Here is an 18,473-nt window from a genome sequence, read left to right on the forward strand (position 1 = left end):
GAAGGCGTCGTTCGAACGCCGTTCCGCATAACGAAAATGGAGTGAGGAATGACAAAGCGCGTAGCGTATGTAACCGGCGGGATGGGCGGAATTGGCACAAGCATTTGCCAGCGCCTCCATAAGGATGGCTTCACGGTCGTCGCGGGCTGCGGCCCGAACTCGCCGCGCCGGGTGAAATGGCTGGAAGACCAGAAGACGCTCGGCTTCGATTTCATCGCGTCGGAAGGCAATGTGGGCGACTGGGAGTCTTCCAAGAGCGCGTTCGACAAGGTCAAGGCGGAAGTCGGCGAAGTCGACGTGCTGGTGAACAACGCGGGCATCACGCGTGATGTCGTGTTCCGGAAGATGACGCATGAAGACTGGACCGCGGTCATCGACACCAACCTGACGAGTCTTTTCAACGTGACGAAGCAGGTGATCGACGGCATGGTCGAGCGCGGCTTCGGGCGCATCATCAATATTTCGTCGGTGAACGGTCAAAAAGGGCAGTTCGGCCAGACGAACTACTCCACCGCGAAGGCCGGTATTCACGGCTTCACGATGGCGCTGGCGCAAGAAGTGGCGACCAAGGGCGTGACGGTCAACACGGTGTCGCCGGGTTATATCGGCACGGAGATGGTGAAGTCCATTCGCCCCGAAGTGCTGGAGAAGATCGTGGCGACCATTCCCGTGCGCCGGCTCGGCACGCCGGATGAAATCGGCTCCATCGTCGCGTGGCTCGCTTCCGATGAATCGGGATTCTCCACCGGCGCGGATTTCTCGCTGAACGGCGGCTTGCACATGGGCTGACGGGCGGCGGCGTTCCTCACGGAAGGCGCGAAGGCGTGAAGGCGTGAAGAGGGACGCTGCTGCTTGCCGGATAGATCAACGACGCGGCGAACTGGCGGCAACGCTTTATTGCGACAATGCAAGCCGTGGCGGCTGGCACCGCAGTAAAGTCCTGCGTTTAAAGGCGTTAAATGACCACCACTACTACAAAGAAATCCGCCGAACGACTCATCAAAAAATATCCTAACCGGCGGCTCTACGACACGGAAACGAGCACCTACATCACGTTGTCGGATGTGAAGCAGCTCGTGCTCGATCAGGAAGAATTCAAAGTGCTGGACGCGAAGTCGAGCGACGACCTCACGCGCAGCATTCTCCTGCAGATCATTCTCGAGGAAGAGAGCGGCGGCTTGCCGATGTTTTCATCGGTGATGCTCTCGCAGATCATCCGCTTCTACGGCCATGCCATGCAGGGCATGATGGGCACGTATCTGGAGAAGAATATCCAGGCGTTCATCGACATCCAGCAGAAGCTGTCCGAACAGAGCAAGGGCATCTACGACGGCAACGCGCTCAATCCGGAAGTCTGGTCGCAATTCATGAACATGCAGGCGCCGATGATGCAGGGCATGATGACGAGCTACATCGAGCAGTCGAAGAACATGTTCGTGCAGATGCAGGAGCAGATGCAGACCCAGGCGAAAACGATGTTCAACACGTTTCCGTTTCCGACGCCTGTCGTGCCGCCGACGACCGAGAAGAAGTAGGCGCTCATGGCCCGAGCGCACGGGCCGACTCAGCCACCGCCGCGCCGAGCGGCGGATGCGCTTGAAAATCCGTCGAGACTTCGCTGAATGCCATGAAGCCGCCGCGGTTGACTGCGTGCTGGCGCCATCGTGCGTCATTGACCGGACAGCGCAACGCGCGCTTGAGGAAATCGCTTTTCTCGGCGCAGGCAGGAATCTCGCCCGTCCAGCTAATACGCGCGTGGGAGAAATCGTCCGTGAAGATGTATGCGGCCGGCCGTCAGTGATCTCCCACCCCACAACCGGTTAAAATACGAGATTCGCCTCGACCGAGGCACGCGCTGTCGCCCGCGCGCGTCTTTCTCCGGATGTCCCCGTGAATACTTCTTTGAAATCAAGCACTAGCACGCCCGCGCCGCGCATCGGCATGGTCAGTCTCGGCTGCCCGAAAGCCCTTGTCGATTCCGAGCAGATCATGACTCAGCTGCGCGCCGAAGGTTACGAAATCTCCGGCACCTATGACGGCGCCGACCTCGTCGTGGTCAACACCTGCGGCTTCATCGACGAAGCCGTGCAGGAAAGCCTCGACGCCATCGGCGAAGCGCTCGCCGAGAACGGCAAGGTCATCGTGACGGGCTGCCTGGGCGCGAAAAAGAGCGCGAGCGGCACGGGGCTCATCGAGGAAGTGCATCCGAAAGTGCTCGCCGTCACCGGTCCGCACGCGACCAACGAAGTGATGAACGCCGTGCACTCGTATCTGCCCAAGCCGCACGATCCGTTCACCGATCTCGTGCCGCCCGCGGGCATCAAGCTCACGCCGCGTCATTACGCGTATCTCAAGATTTCCGAAGGCTGCAATCATCGCTGCACGTTCTGCATCATTCCCTCGATGCGCGGCGATCTCGTTTCGCGCCCCATCGCCGAAGTCATGCTCGAAGCCGAAAATCTGTTCAAGTCCGGCGTGAAGGAACTGCTCGTCATCTCGCAGGACACGAGCGCGTACGGTGTCGATGTCAAATACCGCACCGGCTTCTGGGACGGCAAGCCTATCAAGACGCGCATGACCGAACTCGTCGGCGCGCTCGGTGAGCTCGCGTCGCAATACGGCGCGTGGGTGCGTCTGCATTACGTGTATCCGTATCCGAGCGTCGACGAAGTCATCCCGATGATGGCCGAAGGCCCGCTGCGCGGCCACGTTCTGCCGTATCTCGATGTGCCGTTCCAGCATGCGCATCCCGAAGTCCTGAAGCGCATGAAGCGCCCGGCCAATGCGGAGAAAGTGCTCGAACGCGTGAAGACGTGGCGCGAGATTTGCCCCGATCTGACCATCCGCAGCACCTTTATCGCGGGCTTTCCGGGCGAAACCGAGGAGCAGTTTCAAACGCTGCTCGACTTTATCCGCGAGGCGGATCTCGACCGCGTCGGCTGCTTCGCGTATTCGCCGGTCGAAGGCGCAACGGCCAACGAACTCGATGGCGCGCTGCCCGACGAAGTCCGCGAGGAACGCCGCGCGCGCTTCATGGAACTGGCCGAGGAACTGTCGGCCGCGCGCATGAAAAGGAAAGTCGGCAAGACGCTGCGCGTGCTCGTCGATGAAGTGAGCACGGACGGCGGCGTTGGCCGCACGGCGGCGGATGCGCCGGAAATCGACGGCGTGGTGTATATCGCGCCCGCGACGAAGGCGTCGAAGCGCTACAAGGCCGGCGACTTCGTCTCCGTCAAGATCACCGGCGCGGACGGCCACGATCTCTGGGGCGAGGTATAAGTCATGGCGCATTCCATGCCTTCGGTGCTCGCGCTCGGCGAGGCGATGATCGAGTTCAACCAGTCGACGCGAAATCAGCCGAACTATCTGCAAGGCTTCGGCGGCGATGTCTCGAACTTTCTGATCGCGGCGTCGCGGCAAGGTGCGTCGACGGGCTTCGTGTCCGCCGTCGGCAACGACCAGTTCGGGCAACTGCTGCTCGATCTCTGGCGCACGGAGAATGTCGATACATCGACGGTGCGTATCGACGATACCGCGCCCACGGGCGTTTATTTCGTGTCGCACGGCGAGAGCGGGCATCGCTTCGATTACTTGCGCGCGGGTTCGGCGGCGAGCCGTTATGCGAGCGCGCATCTGCCGCTCGACGCGATCGCGGCGGCGAAGGTCGTGCATCTGTCGGGAATCAGTCTCGCAATCGGCGTATCCGCGTGCGATGCCGCTTTTACCGCGATGGATCACGCGCGCTCGCACGGCGCAAAGGTGAGTTTCGACACGAACCTGCGCCTGAAGCTGTGGCCGCTCGCGCGCGCCCGCGCGGTGATGCTCGAAGCGCTGCGCATGACGGACATCTGCCTGCCGAGCTGGGACGACGTGACCGTCATCACGGGCCATGAAGACAAGGACGCCATCGTCGACTTCCTGCTCGCGCTCGGCTCGAAAGTCGTCGCGCTCAAGCTCGGCCGGGAAGGCGCGTATATCGCGACACCCAATGAGCGGCGCGTGGTGCCGGGCCGCGTCGTGAATGCGGTCGATGCCACCGGCGCCGGAGATTGCTTCGGCGGCGCGTTCATCGCGCGTATCGTCGCGGGTGACGATCCTTTTATGGCGGCGCGTTATGCCAACGTGGCGGCGGCGTTATCGACGCAAGGTTTCGGCGCGGTAGCCCCCATTCCGACCAGAAAGACAGTGGAGTCCGCGCTCGCGGAGTAAAAGACCCACGCAAACTCAGGAGACAAGACATGACGCGAGAAGTAGTGGTGGTAAGCGGTGTACGCACGGCAATCGGCGACTTCGGCGGCGCGCTCAAGGATTTCACGCCGACCGATCTCGGCGCGCGCGTGGTGCGCGAAGTGTTGTCGCGTGCAAACGTGCAGGGCGACGAGGTCGGCCATGTCGTGTTCGGCAACGTGATCCAGACCGAGCCGCGTGACATGTATCTCGCGCGCGTGGCCGCGCTCGACGGTGGCGTGACGCAACACGCGCCCGCGCTCACGGTAAACCGTCTGTGCGGCTCGGGCTTGCAGGCCATCGTGTCCGCGTCGCAATCCATCTTGCTGGGCGACGCCGAGATCGCCATCGGCGGTGGCGCGGAAAGCATGAGCCGCGCGCCTTACGTCATGCCCGCCGCGCGCTTCGGCCAGCGCATGGGCGATGCACGCGTCGTCGACATGATGCTCGGCGCGTTGAACGACCCGTTCGACAAGATCCACATGGGCGTGACGGCCGAGAACGTCGCGAACAAGTACGGCATCACGCGCGAGGCGCAGGACGCGCTCGCGCTCGAATCGCACCGGCGCGCGGCGCGAGCTATCGAAGCCGGTTACTTCAAGGAACAGATTCTGCCGATCACGCTGGCATCGAAGAAGGGCGACACCGTTTTCGATCGCGACGAGCACGTGCGCATGAACGCGACGGCCGAAGATTTTTCGAAGCTGCGTCCTGTGTTCGCGAAGGAAAACGGCACGGTCACGGCGGGCAATGCATCGGGTATCAACGACGCGGCCGCGGCCGTCGTGCTGATGGAGCGCGGCGTCGCCGAGAAGCGCGGCGTGAAGCCGCTCGCGCGCCTCGTCGCTTACGCGCATGCGGGCGTCGATCCGAAAATCATGGGCATTGGCCCCGTCCCCGCCACGCAAAAGGCGCTGGAGCGCGCGGGACTGAGCGTCGCCGATCTCGACGTGATCGAAGCGAACGAAGCCTTCGCCGCGCAAGCCTGCGCGGTCACGCAGGAACTGAAGCTCGATCCGGCGAAGGTCAATCCGAACGGTTCGGGCATTTCGCTTGGGCATCCGATCGGCGCGACGGGCGCGCTCATCACCGTGAAGGCGCTGTACGAGTTGCAGCGCATTGGCGGGCGGTATGCGCTCGTGACGATGTGCATCGGCGGCGGTCAGGGTATCGCGGCGATTTTCGAGCGCATCTGACGCTCGGAGCTTGGGTCAAGGAACGAAGGATGATCGAAACAATGAAGCGCTTGCACTGGGCGACGATCGCAGGCGCCGCATTCGCGTTTGCCGGCTGTAATTCTCCAATGCCGCCGGATGCGTCGACGGCCGCGGCGAATGCGCCTGTCAGCGTGAAGGGCGAGTCGCATGGCGCGCAGCAGGCTATCGAAACGCTTGCCTTGCCACCGCAAAAGCCGCTCACGCCGAACCCGGAATACGCGCGCTTTCCGCGTTATGTCGGCACGCTCGGCGACCGGCAAATCGAAATGAGGCTCGGCGCGAAGACCGACGATCCCTCGGGCGTGCATGGCGAGTATCGGTTCGCGGACAGCCCGTCGGTGATCCTCGTTGCTGGCGATCGCGATGGCGATACGCTGGAGATCGAGGAATCGAACGACGGCACGCATATCACTGGCAACTGGGTGGGAAAGTTCGCGGCGGACGGCAGCGTGTCGGGCGAGCGCATGGACCCGGACGATTCCAATTCCAGGCCATTCGATCTTCGTCCCGCAGTGGCGGGAGCGACGCTGCCCGCTGTGCAGGGTGCGCCTCTCACGCGCAGTGCGCCGCCCGCGCCTTCGCTCGAACCTGCGCCGCCGCGTAATGCGGTGGGCGGGACGAGCAACGTGATCATCGGTGAGTGATGGTCGTTCGAAGCGGGCGTCAGTGCTCGACACGACGCCCATTGCGAACCTTCCCACTTCTATTCCTCGGCCGAGCGTTGGCGACACTCCCGCGCATCAACCACTCAACTCTGCTTCGACATGACCGATTCAAGCAACTCCGAACGCGACCTGCAAACCCGTATCGTCCAGCCAGATGACCGCATCACGCCGGGCTTCGAGTCCTTTTCAGTGCCGGTTACGCGCGCCTCGACCGTGGTGTTTCCAGACCTCGCCACCATGCGCGAACTCGTCTGGAGCGACGATTCGAAATGGCGCTACGGGCTGCACGGCACGCCTACGACGGTCGCGCTTGCGCAGCGGCTTGCGACGATCGAAGGCGGCGAGCACGCACTGTTGCAACCGTCCGGGCTCGCGGCCATTTCGAACGTGTACTTCGCGTTGGTCAAGTCGGGCGATCACGTGCTCGTGCCGGACAACGTGTATGGACCGAATCGCGATCACGCAGACTGGCTCGCGAGCGACTTCGGCGTGGAGGTGACCTACTACGATCCGATGAAGGGCGCGGGCATTGCCGATGACATCCGTGACAACACGAAGCTCATCTGGCTCGAAGCGCCCGGCTCGGTGACGATGGAAGTTCAGGACGTGCCGGCCATGGTTGCCGTGGCGCGCGCGCGCGGCATCGTGACGGCGATCGACAACACGTATTCGGCGGGGCTCGCGTTCAAGCCGTTCGAACATGGCGTCGATATCTCGGTGCAGGCGCTGACGAAATATCAGTCGGGCGGCAGCGACATTCTGATGGGCGCGACCATCGTTCGCGATTTCGAGCTGCATAAGAAGCTCAAGCGCGCGCGCATGCGGGTGGGCGTGGGTGTGTCGTCCGACGACGCATCGCTCGTGTTGCGCAGCTTGCCGACGATGCAACTGCGCTACGAGGCCCATGACCGTTCCGCGCTTGCTTTGGCGAAATGGCTGAAGACGCGCCCGGAAGTCGCGGCGGTGCTGCATCCGGCGCTGGACGATTGTCCTGGCCACGAGTTCTTTAAGCGCGACTTTTCGGGCGGCGCGGGCGGTTTGTTTTCGTTCGTGTTCGACGCGCGCCATGGCGCGGCGCAAGTCGATGCGTTCGTCGAGGCGCTCGAGCTTTTTTCCATCGGCTGGAGCTGGGGCGGGGCGCACAGCCTTGCGATGCCCTACGACATCCGGTCGATGCGCACGGCGTCGAAGTGGCCGCATGAGGGCGTGCTGGTGCGGCTTTATATCGGGCTGGAGTGCGAGAGCGATCTGAGGGCGGACGTGGAAAGGGCGTTGGAGAAGGCGTTGGGGTGAGATGCTCGCCCGGTGGCGCTTGCTCGCCTGACCCAACCCGTCGGCCGAAACAAAACCACCCAAACAAACAGTTTCGCGGATTTTTCTATCGGGTTAAGGTTCGTCTATCGGAATGAAACGGACCGCAGCTCCCGCATCCAGAAACATGACTCGATTCTCCTTGCTGCACATCACGCCACGGACGCATCAGGTGGAGATCGATCTCGTCTACGCGACCGATCGCAATCTCACCGGCAAACCCATCTACAAAGCGCAGCATTGTCTGCTGCTCGAACCCGCCGAGGCGGCCTTGCGCCGCGCGGTCGCCATCGCGCAAAGCTTCGGCATGACGCTCAAGATTTTCGACGCCTATCGGCCGCCGCAAGCGCAGCAGGTGCTCTGGGACTTTCTGCCCGACCCGACCTTCATCGCCGATCTCAAGCGCGGCTCGAATCACAGCCGCGGCACGGCAGTAGACCTCACGCTCGTCGATGAAAACGGCAGCGAGCTCGACATGGGCACGGGCTTCGACGCAATGGTCCCCGAGTCCGCGCACTTTCACGCGGGTTTGCCGAGGCACGTACAGCACAACCGCACGCTGCTGCTCGGCGTGATGCACGGCGCGGGCTTCGCGCATATTCCCAGCGAGTGGTGGCATTACGAATTGCCGGGCTCGCGCGAACTTGCTCTCATCGACAACGAAGAAAGCGGCCCGTTGCGGCTGATGTGAACCCAACCTCACTTCGAACGGAAAAACACATGGTCTTGCGCAAGGCAGTCGCGGCGGCACTGGCAACGGCTCTGGTTTTGGCGGGCGCGGGAACACTGACACTCGCGCAGGCCGCCACGCCAAAGGACATGTTCGTCATGGCAACGCTGCTCGACGAGTTCACCTCGCTCGATCCCGGCGAAATCTACGAACTCGTGCCCGAGGAATACGTCGCGAACACGTACGACCGGCTGGTGCGCGTCGATCTGAAAGACCCGTCGAAGTTCAACGGTGACGTCGCGCAGTCGTGGTCGGTCAGTCAGGACGGTCTGACGTTCACGTTCAAGATTCGCCCCGGCCTCAAGTTCCACTCAGGAAATCCGCTTTCCGCTGACGACGTCGCCTGGTCCATCCAGCGCACCGCGTTGCTGGACAAGGGTGCGGCCGCCGTGCTTGCGGGCATCGGGCTCACGAAGGCCAACGCGCTGCAGAACGTGAAGAAGATCGACGATACGACCGTCGCCATAACCACCGATCAACGCTACGCGCCGACTTTCGTGTTGAACGTGCTCGGCTCGTGGCCGGCGTCGGTGGTGGATCGCAAGCTGCTCGAATCGCATCAGAAGGGCAGCGACTACGGCAACGAATGGCTCAAGACGAACGAGGCCGGTTCGGGCGCTTACAAGCTCGTGAAGTGGACGGCCAACGACAGCATCGTATTGCAACGTTTCGACGGGTATCGCGCGCCGCTTGCCATGAAGCGCATCGTGCTGCGCCATGTGACCGAAGCGGCGAGCCAGCGTCTGATGATCGAGAACGGCGACATCGACGTGGCACGCGATCTGAGCCCCGACGACCTCGACACGCTTGCCAAGGCCGGCAAGATCAAGGTGAACGCCGTGCCGCAGGCAACGCTCATGTATCTCGGCCTCAACAACAAGAATCCGAATCTGGCGAAGCCCGAAGTCTGGGAGGCGATGAAGTGGCTGATCGACTATCAGGGCATTCAGAAGAACGTCATCCGCACGACGTACAAGGTGCACGAAACCTTCCTGCCCGAGGGATTCCTGGGCGCGCTCAATGACAATCCGTATCACCAGGATGTCGCGAAGGCCAAGGCGTTGCTGGCCAAGGCCGGTCTTGCGAATGGCTTCACCGTGAAGATGGACGTGCGCAACGACTATCCATACAGCGAGATTGCGCAGGCGGTGCAGGCGAACCTCGCGCTTGCCAACATCAAGGTTCAACTCATGCCGAGCGACAACAAGCAGACGCTCGGGCGCTACCGGGCGCGCGCGCATGACATCTATATCGGCGAATGGTCGGCGGACTATATCGATCCGCATAGCAACGCGCAGGGCTTCGTGTGGAATCCGGACAACTCGGATGCGTCGAGCTACAAAATGCTTGCGTGGCGCAACGCCTGGGACATTGCGCAACTGACGAAGGAAACGAACGCCGCGCTCGCCGAAAGCGATACGAAAAAGCGCGCGCAGAGCTACGAGACCATGCAGCGCGAAGTGCTCGCGAAGTCGCCCTTCGTCATCATGTTCCAGAAGGTGTCGCAGGTGGCGTCGCGGCCGGGCGTGAGCGGGCTGGAAGTCGGGCCGATCAACGATCTCGTCTCTTACAAAGACATCAAAAAGCAATAACCAGCGAAGCAGCCTCCGAATGTCCGTCACGCCCACGTTTTTCGACCGAATGCGCGCCGCGAGCGGCCGGCGAAGGGGCGTGCGCTTCGTGCTTGCACTCGTGCGCTGGATCATCATGCTCGCGGTAACATTCACCGGGCTGCTTGCGATCACGTTCTTCATCGGCCGCAAGATTCCCATCGATCCCGTGCTCGCCATTCTCGGCGACCGCGCATCGGCGGCGGCGTATGCGGCGGCGCATTTGCAGCTCGGGCTCGACAAGCCGCTCATCGAGCAGTTCATGATCTACGCGCGCGACGTCCTGCACGGCAATCTGGGCGTGTCGCTCTTGACGGCGAATCCCGTCATCGACGACATCAAACGCGTGTTTCCCGCGACGCTCGAACTGGCGACGCTCTCCACTTTCGTCGGCGTTTCCATCGGCGTGCCGCTCGGCGTGATTGCGGCCGTGAAGCACAACCGCATGGTCGATCACATCGCGCGCTTCATCGGGCTCGCGGGCAGTTCGGTGCCCGTATTCTGGCTCGCGCTAATGGGTCTGTTGCTGTTCTATGCGCGCCTTCATTGGGTTTCGGGTCCGGGCCGCATCGACCCGATGTACGACGGCATGGTCGATACGCGCACCGGCAGCCTACTAATCGATTCGCTCCTCGCGGGCGAGTGGGACGTCTTTAGAAACGCGTTCTCGCATATCGCGTTGCCGGCGGGCGTGCTGGCGTTCTATTCCATCGCTTATCTGAGCCGCATGACGCGCTCGTTCATGCTCGAACAACTGAGCCAGGAATACGTGACGACCGCGCGCGCGAAGGGCTTGTCCGAGCGGCGCGTGATCTGGCGGCACGCGTTTGGCAATATCGCGGTGCCGTTGCTGACGGTGATCGCGTTGGCGTACAGCTATCTGCTCGAAGGCTCGGTGCTGACAGAAATCGTGTTCGCGTGGCCGGGCATCGGCTCGTATCTGACGGGCGCGCTTTTGAACGCGGACATGAACGCGGTGCTCGGCAGCACGCTCGTGATCGGCGCGACGTTCATTGCGCTCAATTTGCTGACCGACGCGCTTTACCGCGTGTTCGATCCGCGCGCACGCTGACATGGAGGACGCTTGTCGATGCATTCGCCCGTCGAGCGCACGCCGATGAAACCCGCGCGGGTGCACTGGCGCGCGTGGTTGCTCACCGACACGCCCGCGTCGCCGCGTCAGGCGGCGCTCGGGCGCGCTTATCGGCGCTGGCGCGCGTTCTCGGCGAATCCGCTCAGCATGTTCGGTCTGGCAATACTCGTGCTGCTCGTCGTGGTGGCGATCTTCGGGCCGCTCGTCGTCACGCGCGACCCGTTGCAGCAGGTGCTCGCCGAACGCCTTACGCCGCCCAACGCCGCGCACTGGTTCGGCACCGATCAACTCGGCCGCGACATCCTGTCGAGGCTCGTGCACGGCTCGCGGCTCACGTTGAGTATCGCCATGCTGGTCGTGGTGCTCGTCGTGCCCGTGGGTTTGCTCATGGGCACGGTGGCGGGTTATTGCGGCGGTTTCGTCGATACCGTGCTCATGCGCATTACCGATGTCGCGCTCGCGTTTCCGAAGATCGTGCTCGCGCTCGCGTTCGCGGCCGCGCTCGGGCCGGGCGTGCTCAACGCGGTCATCGCCATTTCGATCACGGCGTGGCCGCCGTATGCGCGGCTCGCGCGTGCCGAATCGCTGCGGCTCGCGCAGGCCGACTTCATCCACGCGGCGCGTCTGCAGGGCGCGTCGCCCGCGCGCATTCTGTTGCGCTATATCGTGCCGCTGTGTTCGTCGTCGGTGATCGTGCGCGCGACGCTCGACATGGCGGGCATCATCCTCGCCGTCGCGGGGCTCGGATTTCTGGGGCTGGGCGCGCAGCCGCCGAGTCCCGAATGGGGTTACATGGTTGCCTCTGGCCGCAATGTGCTGCTCGATGCATGGTGGGTCGCAACTATTCCCGGCCTCGCCATTCTCGCCGTGAGCCTTGCGTTCAATCTGCTCGGCGACGGTTTGCGCGATGTCTTCGATCCCCGTCACGGAGGCTGACATGTCCTTGTGCGAGATCGATGGACTCGATATTTCTTTCGCCAGCCACGACGGCGTGCCAATGCCCGCCGTGCGCGGCGTCTCGTTGTCGGTCGAGCGCGGCGAACGGTTGGGTATCGTCGGGGAATCCGGTTCGGGCAAGTCGCTTACCGGCCGCGCGCTGCTCGGTCTCTTGCCGCAAGGGGCGAAGTGGTCCGCGAAAGCCCTGCGTTTCGACGGCCAGGACTTGCTCGCGATGAAGCCGAACGAGCGCCGGCGTTTATGCGGCACGCAGATGAGCATGATTCTGCAAGACCCGAAATTCTCGTTGAACCCGGTCATGACCGTCGCGCAACAAATGCGCGAAACCTTCGCGCGGCAAGGCGAACGCCTCGGCCGCAAGGCCATGCGCGCGCGTATCGTCGAGGCGTTGTCGGCGGTGCATATCCGCGATCCGGAGCGCGTGGCGGATGCGTATCCGCAAGAGCTGTCGGGCGGCATGGGCCAGCGCGTGATGATCGCGATGATGGTCTTCGCCGGCCCGCGCCTCTTGATCGCCGACGAACCCACCAGCGCGCTCGACGTGCTCGTCTCCATGCAAGTGCTTGCCGTGCTCGACGAGATGATCGAGCGTCACGACACAGGACTCGTCTTTATCAGCCACGACCTGCCGCTCGTGATGTCGTTTTGCGACCGCGTGGCAGTGATGTACGGCGGGCGGATCGTCGAGACATGCGCGGCGGCGGATCTCGCGCACGCAAAGCATCCGTACACGCGCGGCTTGCTGGCGGCCAATCCGCCGCTCGTCGATCCACCCGCCGAGTTGCCGACCTTGCGGCGCGATCCGGCGTGGCTCACGGAATCGTTCGAAGGAGACAGCGCACGATGATCGATATCGACCGCGCGAGCATTCGTTTCCGCACGAAGACCGGTCACGTCGATGCCGTGCGCGACGTGACTTTTCGCGTGGAGGAGGGCGAGGTGTTCGGGCTCGTCGGCGAATCGGGCAGCGGCAAGTCGACCTTGCTGCGCGCACTTGCCGGCCTCGTGCCACTGTCGAGCGGAAGCCTGCGAGTCAGCGATAGCCGTCCGCAGATGGTGTTTCAGGATCCGTACGCGGCGCTGCATCCGCGCTTCACGGTCGACAAGACCTTGCGCGAGCCGCTCGCGATCAACGGTATCGGCGATGAAGACGCGCGCATTTTGGCCGCGCTCGCCGAGGTCGGGCTCGGACCGGCGTTCAGATTTCGGTATCCGCATCAATTGTCGGGCGGGCAGCGGCAGCGCGTGTCGATTGCGCGCGCGTTGATCGTGGGTCCGCGCGTGCTCTTGCTCGATGAACCGACGTCCGCGCTGGATGTCTCCGTGCAAGCCGAAATCCTCAACTTGCTGCGTCGCTTGCACACGGAGCGCAAGCTCACGATGATGCTCGTGAGTCACAACCTCGCCGTGGTCGGTTTTCTGTGTCAGCGCGTCGCGGTCATGAAAAATGGCGAGATCGTCGAGCAACTCGATGTGGAAGCCGTCCGCGCGCGCGACGTGAAGCACGAATACACGCGCAGCCTCATGCGGGCGACCGAAGGCTATACGCGCAAGCACATTCGTCGAAACGACGCCATCGAATGTGGCGAAAATAACGCATAAAGCCGGTATACAATGCAGCCCGATCGCGCTCTGGCCGCGCGATGAAAACAGCGTGCCAGCCGCTGTTAGAATAGGAATTGGATTGTCGGGATCTGCCGAACAGCGCTTCAAGCGTGGTATTTCCGGCTGCCATCCGACTTCAGGCTAACCCACGGAAATCGCGACAGACCGCGCCCGCCAACCAGTGAGAGCCGGTCGAATCCCCCGATGAAATTGCTAGATGCTTTGGTCGAACAGCGGATCAACGAAGCCGCCTCGCGCGGCGAATTCAACGATCTTCCCGGCGCAGGCGCGCCCCTCGCCTTGGACGACGATCTCCTCGTGCCGGAGGAAGTGCGCGTCGCCAATCGTATTCTCAAGAACGCGGGTTTCGTCCCGCCAGCCGTCGAACAGCTGCGCGCATTGCGCGGGCTTCAGGACGAGCTGGACCGCGTGACCGACCCGGCCGCGCGCTGCCGTATTCAGGTGAAGATGCTCGCGCTCGACATGGCGCTCGAATCCTTGCGCGGCGGCGGTTGCGTGCCGCATGAATACAGGCGGCGCATTGCCGAGCGGCTGTCCGAGCGCGCTCAGGGCCGCAGCGAGATGGGCTGATCTTGTCGCCCGATCTTCCCGACCTTTCCGACGCTTCCTTTTCCACCGCATCCGTCGATTCCTCCGACGAACGCGATCGCCGCTTCATGGCGCTCGCGCAACAAGCCGCCGACGAAGCGCGCCGCGCGGGCGAAGTGCCCGTGGGTGCGGTGATCGTTCGTGGTGGTGAAGTCATCGCGACGGGCTTCAATCATCCCATTGGCGGACACGACCCGTCCGCGCACGCCGAAATGGCCGCTTTGCGCGCGGCGGCGCAATCGCTCGAAAACTACCGGCTGCCGGGCTGCGAGCTTTATGTCACGCTCGAGCCGTGCCTCATGTGCGCGGGCGCAATCATGCATGCTCGGATCGCGCGCGTGGTGTTCGGCGCGGCCGATCCGAAAACGGGCGCATGCGGCAGCGTGGTCGACGTGTTCGCCAACGAGCGGCTCAATCATCACACCAGCGTGACAGGCGGCGTGCTTGCGGACGAATGCGGCCGGTCGCTCAAGAACTTCTTTGCGGAACGAAGGCGTCTGGCGCGCGAAGAACGCGATTTGCGGCGCGCGCGCGAAGCCGGGCAGGGCGGCGAGTTCGCCGTTTCCTTCAACAAAACGAACTGATAAACGTGAAATCACGCACCATCGATCTGATCGCGCCTTCGGGCTATCCGAACGATCCGGCGGCTGTCGAGCGCGGCATCGGCAGGTTGAAAGCTCAAGGGCACAAGCTCGAAAACGTCGATGCCACGCGGCGCCGTTTCCAGCGTTTTGGCGGCACCGACAGCGAGCGCGCGGCCGATTTGAACCGGCTCGCCAATCCGTCGCGTCGTTTGCCGGACGTGGTGCTCGCCGTGCGCGGCGGCTATGGCGCGTCGCGCATTCTTCATGGTCTCGATTACGACGGCTTGCGCGACAGGCTGCGCGATCAACCTGTCGCGCTCGTCGGCCATAGCGATTTCACCGCCATCCAATGCGCGCTTTTTGCGCAAGCGGGCGTCAAGACCTTCGGCGGCCCCATGTTCGCGGGCGACTTCGGCGCGGAGCATCTGAGCATTTTCACGATGACGCACTTCTGGCAGGCGATCTCGCATCCCACGCTGACCGTGACGAGTCATGAGCCGCAGCATCAATCCGTCGATGTGAGCGGCATGTTGTGGGGCGGCAATCTGGCCATACTTGCGTCGCTGGTCGGCACGCCGTATCTGCCGCCGGTCGAGGACGGCATTCTGTTCATCGAGGATGTGAACGAGCATCCGTTTCGCATTGAACGGATGATTTATCAGCTGCATCAGTCGGGCGTGCTTGGGCGGCAGCAGGCTATCGTGATGGGCGAGTTCTCGGGCGGACGCTTGTCCGAATACGACAACGGCTATTCACTCGACGCGATGATCGATCAGGTGAGAGCAGTAACGGGAATTCCCGTCGTCACCGGCTTGCAGTTCGGACACGTCGATAACCTGCTTACGTTGCCGTTCGGCGCGTCGGCGCATCTCGTATCGAACGAGCGCGGGTTCAAGTTGACGATGTCCGATTATCCGCATCTGGTTTGATCGGGGAACGAGGGCGCTTGTCATAGCGCCTTTCTTTATACGCATATCGCAACTAACTGTCTCTTCTATATTTCCACGCGAGTTGATATCGGCTCACTTCCTTTGCTCAATTGTCGACAAAAAAGTGCGAACAATGCTGACAAAACGTCGATGAATCCTCGCTCAGGCCCGTGGGAAACGGCTGTGCGAACAATGGGTCGTCCCTGTACGCCCGATTCATCGCGGCTTTTTACAACAAATTGTTGACAATCTTTATGTCGATTCTAAGATGGTCAACATGCAAGCGAGCACATCATGTCCGAACCCAAACCGAGTGCAGCATCGATCGCTTCGAGCCTGAATGGCGGAGCGAATGCCGAGTCGATCGCCGAGAACATCCGCGCCGCGATCCTCGAGCATCGGCTTGCGCCTGGGGCCAAGCTGACCGAAGCGCAGTTATGCGAAGTGTTCGATGTGAAACGCGGCACGGTACGTCAGGCGCTCGCGCAACTGGCGAACGAGCGACTGGTCGATCTGGAGCCGAACCGCGGCGCCTTCGTCGCGAGTCCGTCGCTGCAGGAAGTGCATGAGGTGTTCGAGATGCGACGCATCATCGAACTGGCGGTGGTGGAGCGCATCGGCAAGGGGCACGGCATGCGTCGGCTCAAGTCGATCAGCACGACTATCGGGCGGGAGCGGCGTGCGTTCGAGAGCCGGGACTTTTCGCAGTGGATTCGCCTTTCCGGCGAGTTTCACACGGAGCTCGCCGCACTCACCGGCAACACCGTGCTGTGCGAATGTCTGTCCGGACTCGTTGCACGCTCGACGCTGATCTCGGCGCTGTATGAATCGCTCGGCAGGAGTTCTTGCTCGTTCGAAGATCACGAAGCGATTCTCGCCGCACTCGACGCCGGCGATGCCGCGAATGCCGCGAATCTGATGGCGCAGCATCTGCGCGATGTCGAATTGAAAATGTTGGAGCGGCCAGCGCGCGGCGCGGTCGATCTGAAAGAAGTCTTTGCGCGGCCGGCCGAAAGCGCGTCGATTCTCGACCCCGTCGACCCGGTCGACCGGTAGCAAGCAACGCCTTAAGTCTGCAATGCGCGCGCCATCCAACGCGCGTCATGCTGCACTGAATGACCGCTCGTGAAATAGACGAGCGCGCAATGAAAATCGCCGTGGCGGCAGGCGCGAAGGCAAGTGCCCGCGCGTTTTTGTCATCACGCTCCCGGCGAACCAGCAAACCCAAGAGTACCGCGTCAGAGCCCGAGTGAAATCCGAAGGCCGGCGAAGGTATCCGACTGATCCCAGTCACGCACGAGCATTTGCCTTTTTTCATCACGCAAGCAGCCTATCGAAGGAGACGTCATGGGCCAGTTCAGTGCATCCGGCAGCTCAGCTCTGCCGCCGTACGAAAGCGAGTTTCAAGGAGACGGCGACCATTCTGGTATGCCTGCCGGTTATAGCGACCGGCTCTATAACGAAGACCTCGCTCCGCTAAAAAATCAGACCTGGGGCGCGTACAACATCTTCGCGTTCTGGATGTCGGACGTGCATAGCGTCGGCGGTTATGTTTTCGCGGGCAGTCTGTTCGCGCTCGGCCTCACGAGCTGGCAAGTGCTCGTGTCGTTGTTGATCGGCATCGGGCTCGTCAACGTGTTGTGCAATCTCATCGCGAAACCGAGTCAGGTCGCGGGCGTGCCGTATCCGGTTGCGTGCCGCGCGACCTTCGGCGTGCTCGGCGCGAATATTCCGGCGGTCATTCGCGGGCTGATCGCGGTGGCGTGGTACGGCATCCAAACTTATCTGGCATCGAGCGCGCTGGTTATCGTCGTGCTGAAATTCGTGCCCTCGCTCATGCCTTACGCGGATGTGCATCGGTATGGCTTCGTCGGGCTGTCCGCGCTCGGCTGGGCGGGCTTCATGTTGCTGTGGGTGCTGCAGGCCATCGTGTTCTGGCGCGGCATGGAGATGATCAAGAAGTTCATCGACTTCGCCGGTCCAGCTGTGTATGTCGTGATGTTTATTCTTGCGGGCTACATGGTGTGGCGTGCGGGCATTCAGAACATTGGGCTGAATCTGGGCGGCGTGAAGTATCACGGCATGGAAGTGGTGCCGGTGATGATCACCGCGATCTCCCTGGTGGTCTCCTACTTCTCCGGTCCGATGCTGAACTTCGGCGACTTCTCGCGCTATTGCAAGAGCTTTCGCAGCGTGAAGCGCGGCAATTTCTGGGGCTTGCCGGTCAACTTCCTGGCGTTCTCGCTCGTGACCGTCGTCACGACTGCCGCGACGCTGCCGGTGTTCGGACAATTGATCACCGATCCGGTGGAAACGGTCGGCCGTATCGATCATCCGACGGCTGTGATTCTCGGCGCGCTGACGTTCACGATTGCGACCATCGGCATCAATATCGTGGCGAACTTCGTGTCGCCGGCGTTCGACTTTTCGAACGTGGCGCCGCGTCTGATCAGCTGGCGCGCAGGCGGGATGATGGCCGCGACGGCATCGATTTTCATCACGCCCTGGAACCTGTTCAACAATCCGGCCGTGATTCATTACACGCTGGATATTCTCGGCAGCTTCATCGGGCCGCTATATGGCGTCCTGATCGTGGATTTCTATTTGATGAAGCGCGGCAAACTCGTGGTCGATGACCTCTACACGACTTCAGAGAGCGGTCGATACTGGTACACGAAGGGCGTGAATCGCCGCGCGGTGATGGCGTTGTTGCCCGCTGCGGTGATCGCGATTCTTTGTGTGATGCTGCCGTCGCTGGAAAGCTCCGCGAACTTTTCGTGGTTCATCGGCGCGGGATTGGCGGCGGTGTTTTATTACGTATTGGCAGATCGGAAGCGGGTTTGACGCGTATTGCGATGTCGGCCGGCTGGCATGCAAATGACTGTATGTCGGCCGGCTGCATGCAAAAGACAAGATGTCAGCGGGTGGCATGCAAA

The 18,473-nt window shown here is 62.3% G+C and carries 18 protein-coding genes; all 18 read left to right on the plus strand.

Features of this window, described 5'->3' with window-relative positions:
• Positions 1-48: 48 nt before the first annotated feature.
• The 18 genes from NCT03_RS06735 (at position 49) to NCT03_RS06820 (ending at position 18,381) form a co-directional block, all read left to right on the plus strand.
• Entirely contained in the window at positions 49-789 is a 741-nt protein-coding gene (locus NCT03_RS06735) for a 3-ketoacyl-ACP reductase (protein WP_250492311.1), read from the plus strand.
• A 170-nt stretch (positions 790-959) separates the two neighbouring features.
• Entirely contained in the window at positions 960-1,535 is a 576-nt protein-coding gene (phaR, locus tag NCT03_RS06740; protein ID WP_244825315.1) for a polyhydroxyalkanoate synthesis repressor PhaR, read from the plus strand.
• Between the two features lie 355 nt (positions 1,536-1,890).
• Positions 1,891-3,279, plus strand: a complete 1,389-nt coding sequence (rimO, locus tag NCT03_RS06745) for a 30S ribosomal protein S12 methylthiotransferase RimO (protein WP_502800354.1) — start codon at positions 1,891-1,893, stop codon at positions 3,277-3,279.
• Positions 3,280-3,282: 3 nt separating this feature from the next.
• On the plus strand, positions 3,283-4,209 hold the full coding sequence (locus NCT03_RS06750; protein ID WP_250492312.1) for a sugar kinase: 927 nt from the start codon (positions 3,283-3,285) through the stop codon (positions 4,207-4,209).
• A 29-nt stretch (positions 4,210-4,238) separates the two neighbouring features.
• The gene (bktB, locus tag NCT03_RS06755; RefSeq protein WP_250464941.1) at positions 4,239-5,423 is read left to right on the plus strand and encodes a beta-ketothiolase BktB; all 1,185 of its coding nucleotides are present in this window, start codon (positions 4,239-4,241) and stop codon (positions 5,421-5,423) included.
• Between the two features lie 29 nt (positions 5,424-5,452).
• On the plus strand, positions 5,453-6,088 hold the full coding sequence (locus NCT03_RS06760) for a hypothetical protein (RefSeq protein WP_502800355.1): 636 nt from the start codon (positions 5,453-5,455) through the stop codon (positions 6,086-6,088).
• A gap of 120 nt (positions 6,089-6,208) precedes the next feature.
• On the plus strand, positions 6,209-7,402 hold the full coding sequence (locus NCT03_RS06765; protein ID WP_250492313.1) for a cystathionine beta-lyase: 1,194 nt from the start codon (positions 6,209-6,211) through the stop codon (positions 7,400-7,402).
• A gap of 145 nt (positions 7,403-7,547) precedes the next feature.
• Positions 7,548-8,111: a D-alanyl-D-alanine dipeptidase gene (gene ddpX, locus NCT03_RS06770; protein ID WP_250492314.1), complete on the plus strand. Its 564-nt coding sequence runs from the start codon at positions 7,548-7,550 to the stop codon at positions 8,109-8,111.
• A gap of 29 nt (positions 8,112-8,140) precedes the next feature.
• The gene (locus tag NCT03_RS06775; RefSeq protein WP_250492315.1) at positions 8,141-9,742 is read left to right on the plus strand and encodes an ABC transporter substrate-binding protein; all 1,602 of its coding nucleotides are present in this window, start codon (positions 8,141-8,143) and stop codon (positions 9,740-9,742) included.
• A gap of 19 nt (positions 9,743-9,761) precedes the next feature.
• Entirely contained in the window at positions 9,762-10,832 is a 1,071-nt protein-coding gene (locus NCT03_RS06780) for an ABC transporter permease (RefSeq protein ID WP_250492316.1), read from the plus strand.
• A gap of 18 nt (positions 10,833-10,850) precedes the next feature.
• The gene (gene nikC, locus NCT03_RS06785) at positions 10,851-11,789 is read left to right on the plus strand and encodes a nickel transporter permease (RefSeq protein ID WP_502800356.1); all 939 of its coding nucleotides are present in this window, start codon (positions 10,851-10,853) and stop codon (positions 11,787-11,789) included.
• Position 11,790: 1 nt separating this feature from the next.
• Positions 11,791-12,657, plus strand: coding sequence for an ABC transporter ATP-binding protein (locus tag NCT03_RS06790; protein ID WP_370652019.1), 867 nt, complete (start codon positions 11,791-11,793; stop codon positions 12,655-12,657).
• Entirely contained in the window at positions 12,654-13,412 is a 759-nt protein-coding gene (locus NCT03_RS06795; protein WP_250492318.1) for an ABC transporter ATP-binding protein, read from the plus strand. Before NCT03_RS06790 ends, NCT03_RS06795 begins: the two co-directional genes overlap by 4 nt.
• Before the next feature lie 207 nt (positions 13,413-13,619).
• Positions 13,620-14,006: a DnaJ family domain-containing protein gene (locus NCT03_RS06800; RefSeq protein WP_244825306.1), complete on the plus strand. Its 387-nt coding sequence runs from the start codon at positions 13,620-13,622 to the stop codon at positions 14,004-14,006.
• Positions 14,003-14,608, plus strand: a complete 606-nt coding sequence (gene tadA, locus NCT03_RS06805; protein ID WP_502800359.1) for a tRNA adenosine(34) deaminase TadA — start codon at positions 14,003-14,005, stop codon at positions 14,606-14,608. Before NCT03_RS06800 ends, tadA begins: the two co-directional genes overlap by 4 nt.
• Before the next feature lie 5 nt (positions 14,609-14,613).
• Positions 14,614-15,537 carry a muramoyltetrapeptide carboxypeptidase gene (gene ldcA / locus NCT03_RS06810; protein ID WP_250492320.1) on the plus strand — a complete coding sequence of 308 codons (924 nt, stop codon included), beginning with the start codon at positions 14,614-14,616 and terminating at the stop codon, positions 15,535-15,537.
• A gap of 294 nt (positions 15,538-15,831) precedes the next feature.
• Complete coding sequence (locus tag NCT03_RS06815; RefSeq protein ID WP_250492321.1) at positions 15,832-16,593, plus strand: GntR family transcriptional regulator; 762 nt, start codon at positions 15,832-15,834, stop codon at positions 16,591-16,593.
• Positions 16,594-16,884: 291 nt separating this feature from the next.
• The gene (locus NCT03_RS06820; RefSeq protein ID WP_244825303.1) at positions 16,885-18,381 is read left to right on the plus strand and encodes an NCS1 family nucleobase:cation symporter-1; all 1,497 of its coding nucleotides are present in this window, start codon (positions 16,885-16,887) and stop codon (positions 18,379-18,381) included.
• Positions 18,382-18,473: the final 92 nt, after the last annotated feature.

The organism is Caballeronia sp. GAWG1-1, assembly GCF_023631465.1.
Taxonomy (GTDB): domain Bacteria; phylum Pseudomonadota; class Gammaproteobacteria; order Burkholderiales; family Burkholderiaceae; genus Caballeronia.

What these genes read in the sequence shown, in the direction of transcription:
- NCT03_RS06735 (WP_250492311.1), top strand. Translation starts at nt 49, where the DNA reads ATGACAAAGCGCGTAGCGTATGTAACCGGCGGGATGGGCGGAATTGGC.
- phaR (WP_244825315.1), top strand. Translation starts at nt 960, where the DNA reads ATGACCACCACTACTACAAAGAAATCCGCCGAACGACTCATCAAAAAA.
- NCT03_RS06750 (WP_250492312.1), top strand. Translation starts at nt 3,283, where the DNA reads ATGGCGCATTCCATGCCTTCGGTGCTCGCGCTCGGCGAGGCGATGATC.
- bktB (WP_250464941.1), top strand. Translation starts at nt 4,239, where the DNA reads ATGACGCGAGAAGTAGTGGTGGTAAGCGGTGTACGCACGGCAATCGGC.
- NCT03_RS06760 (WP_502800355.1), top strand. Translation starts at nt 5,453, where the DNA reads ATGATCGAAACAATGAAGCGCTTGCACTGGGCGACGATCGCAGGCGCC.
- NCT03_RS06765 (WP_250492313.1), top strand. Translation starts at nt 6,209, where the DNA reads ATGACCGATTCAAGCAACTCCGAACGCGACCTGCAAACCCGTATCGTC.
- ddpX (WP_250492314.1), top strand. Translation starts at nt 7,548, where the DNA reads ATGACTCGATTCTCCTTGCTGCACATCACGCCACGGACGCATCAGGTG.
- NCT03_RS06775 (WP_250492315.1), top strand. Translation starts at nt 8,141, where the DNA reads ATGGTCTTGCGCAAGGCAGTCGCGGCGGCACTGGCAACGGCTCTGGTT.
- NCT03_RS06780 (WP_250492316.1), top strand. Translation starts at nt 9,762, where the DNA reads ATGTCCGTCACGCCCACGTTTTTCGACCGAATGCGCGCCGCGAGCGGC.
- nikC (WP_502800356.1), top strand. Translation starts at nt 10,851, where the DNA reads ATGCATTCGCCCGTCGAGCGCACGCCGATGAAACCCGCGCGGGTGCAC.
- NCT03_RS06790 (WP_370652019.1), top strand. Translation starts at nt 11,791, where the DNA reads ATGTCCTTGTGCGAGATCGATGGACTCGATATTTCTTTCGCCAGCCAC.
- NCT03_RS06795 (WP_250492318.1), top strand. Translation starts at nt 12,654, where the DNA reads ATGATCGATATCGACCGCGCGAGCATTCGTTTCCGCACGAAGACCGGT.
- NCT03_RS06800 (WP_244825306.1), top strand. Translation starts at nt 13,620, where the DNA reads ATGAAATTGCTAGATGCTTTGGTCGAACAGCGGATCAACGAAGCCGCC.
- NCT03_RS06815 (WP_250492321.1), top strand. Translation starts at nt 15,832, where the DNA reads ATGTCCGAACCCAAACCGAGTGCAGCATCGATCGCTTCGAGCCTGAAT.
- NCT03_RS06820 (WP_244825303.1), top strand. Translation starts at nt 16,885, where the DNA reads ATGGGCCAGTTCAGTGCATCCGGCAGCTCAGCTCTGCCGCCGTACGAA.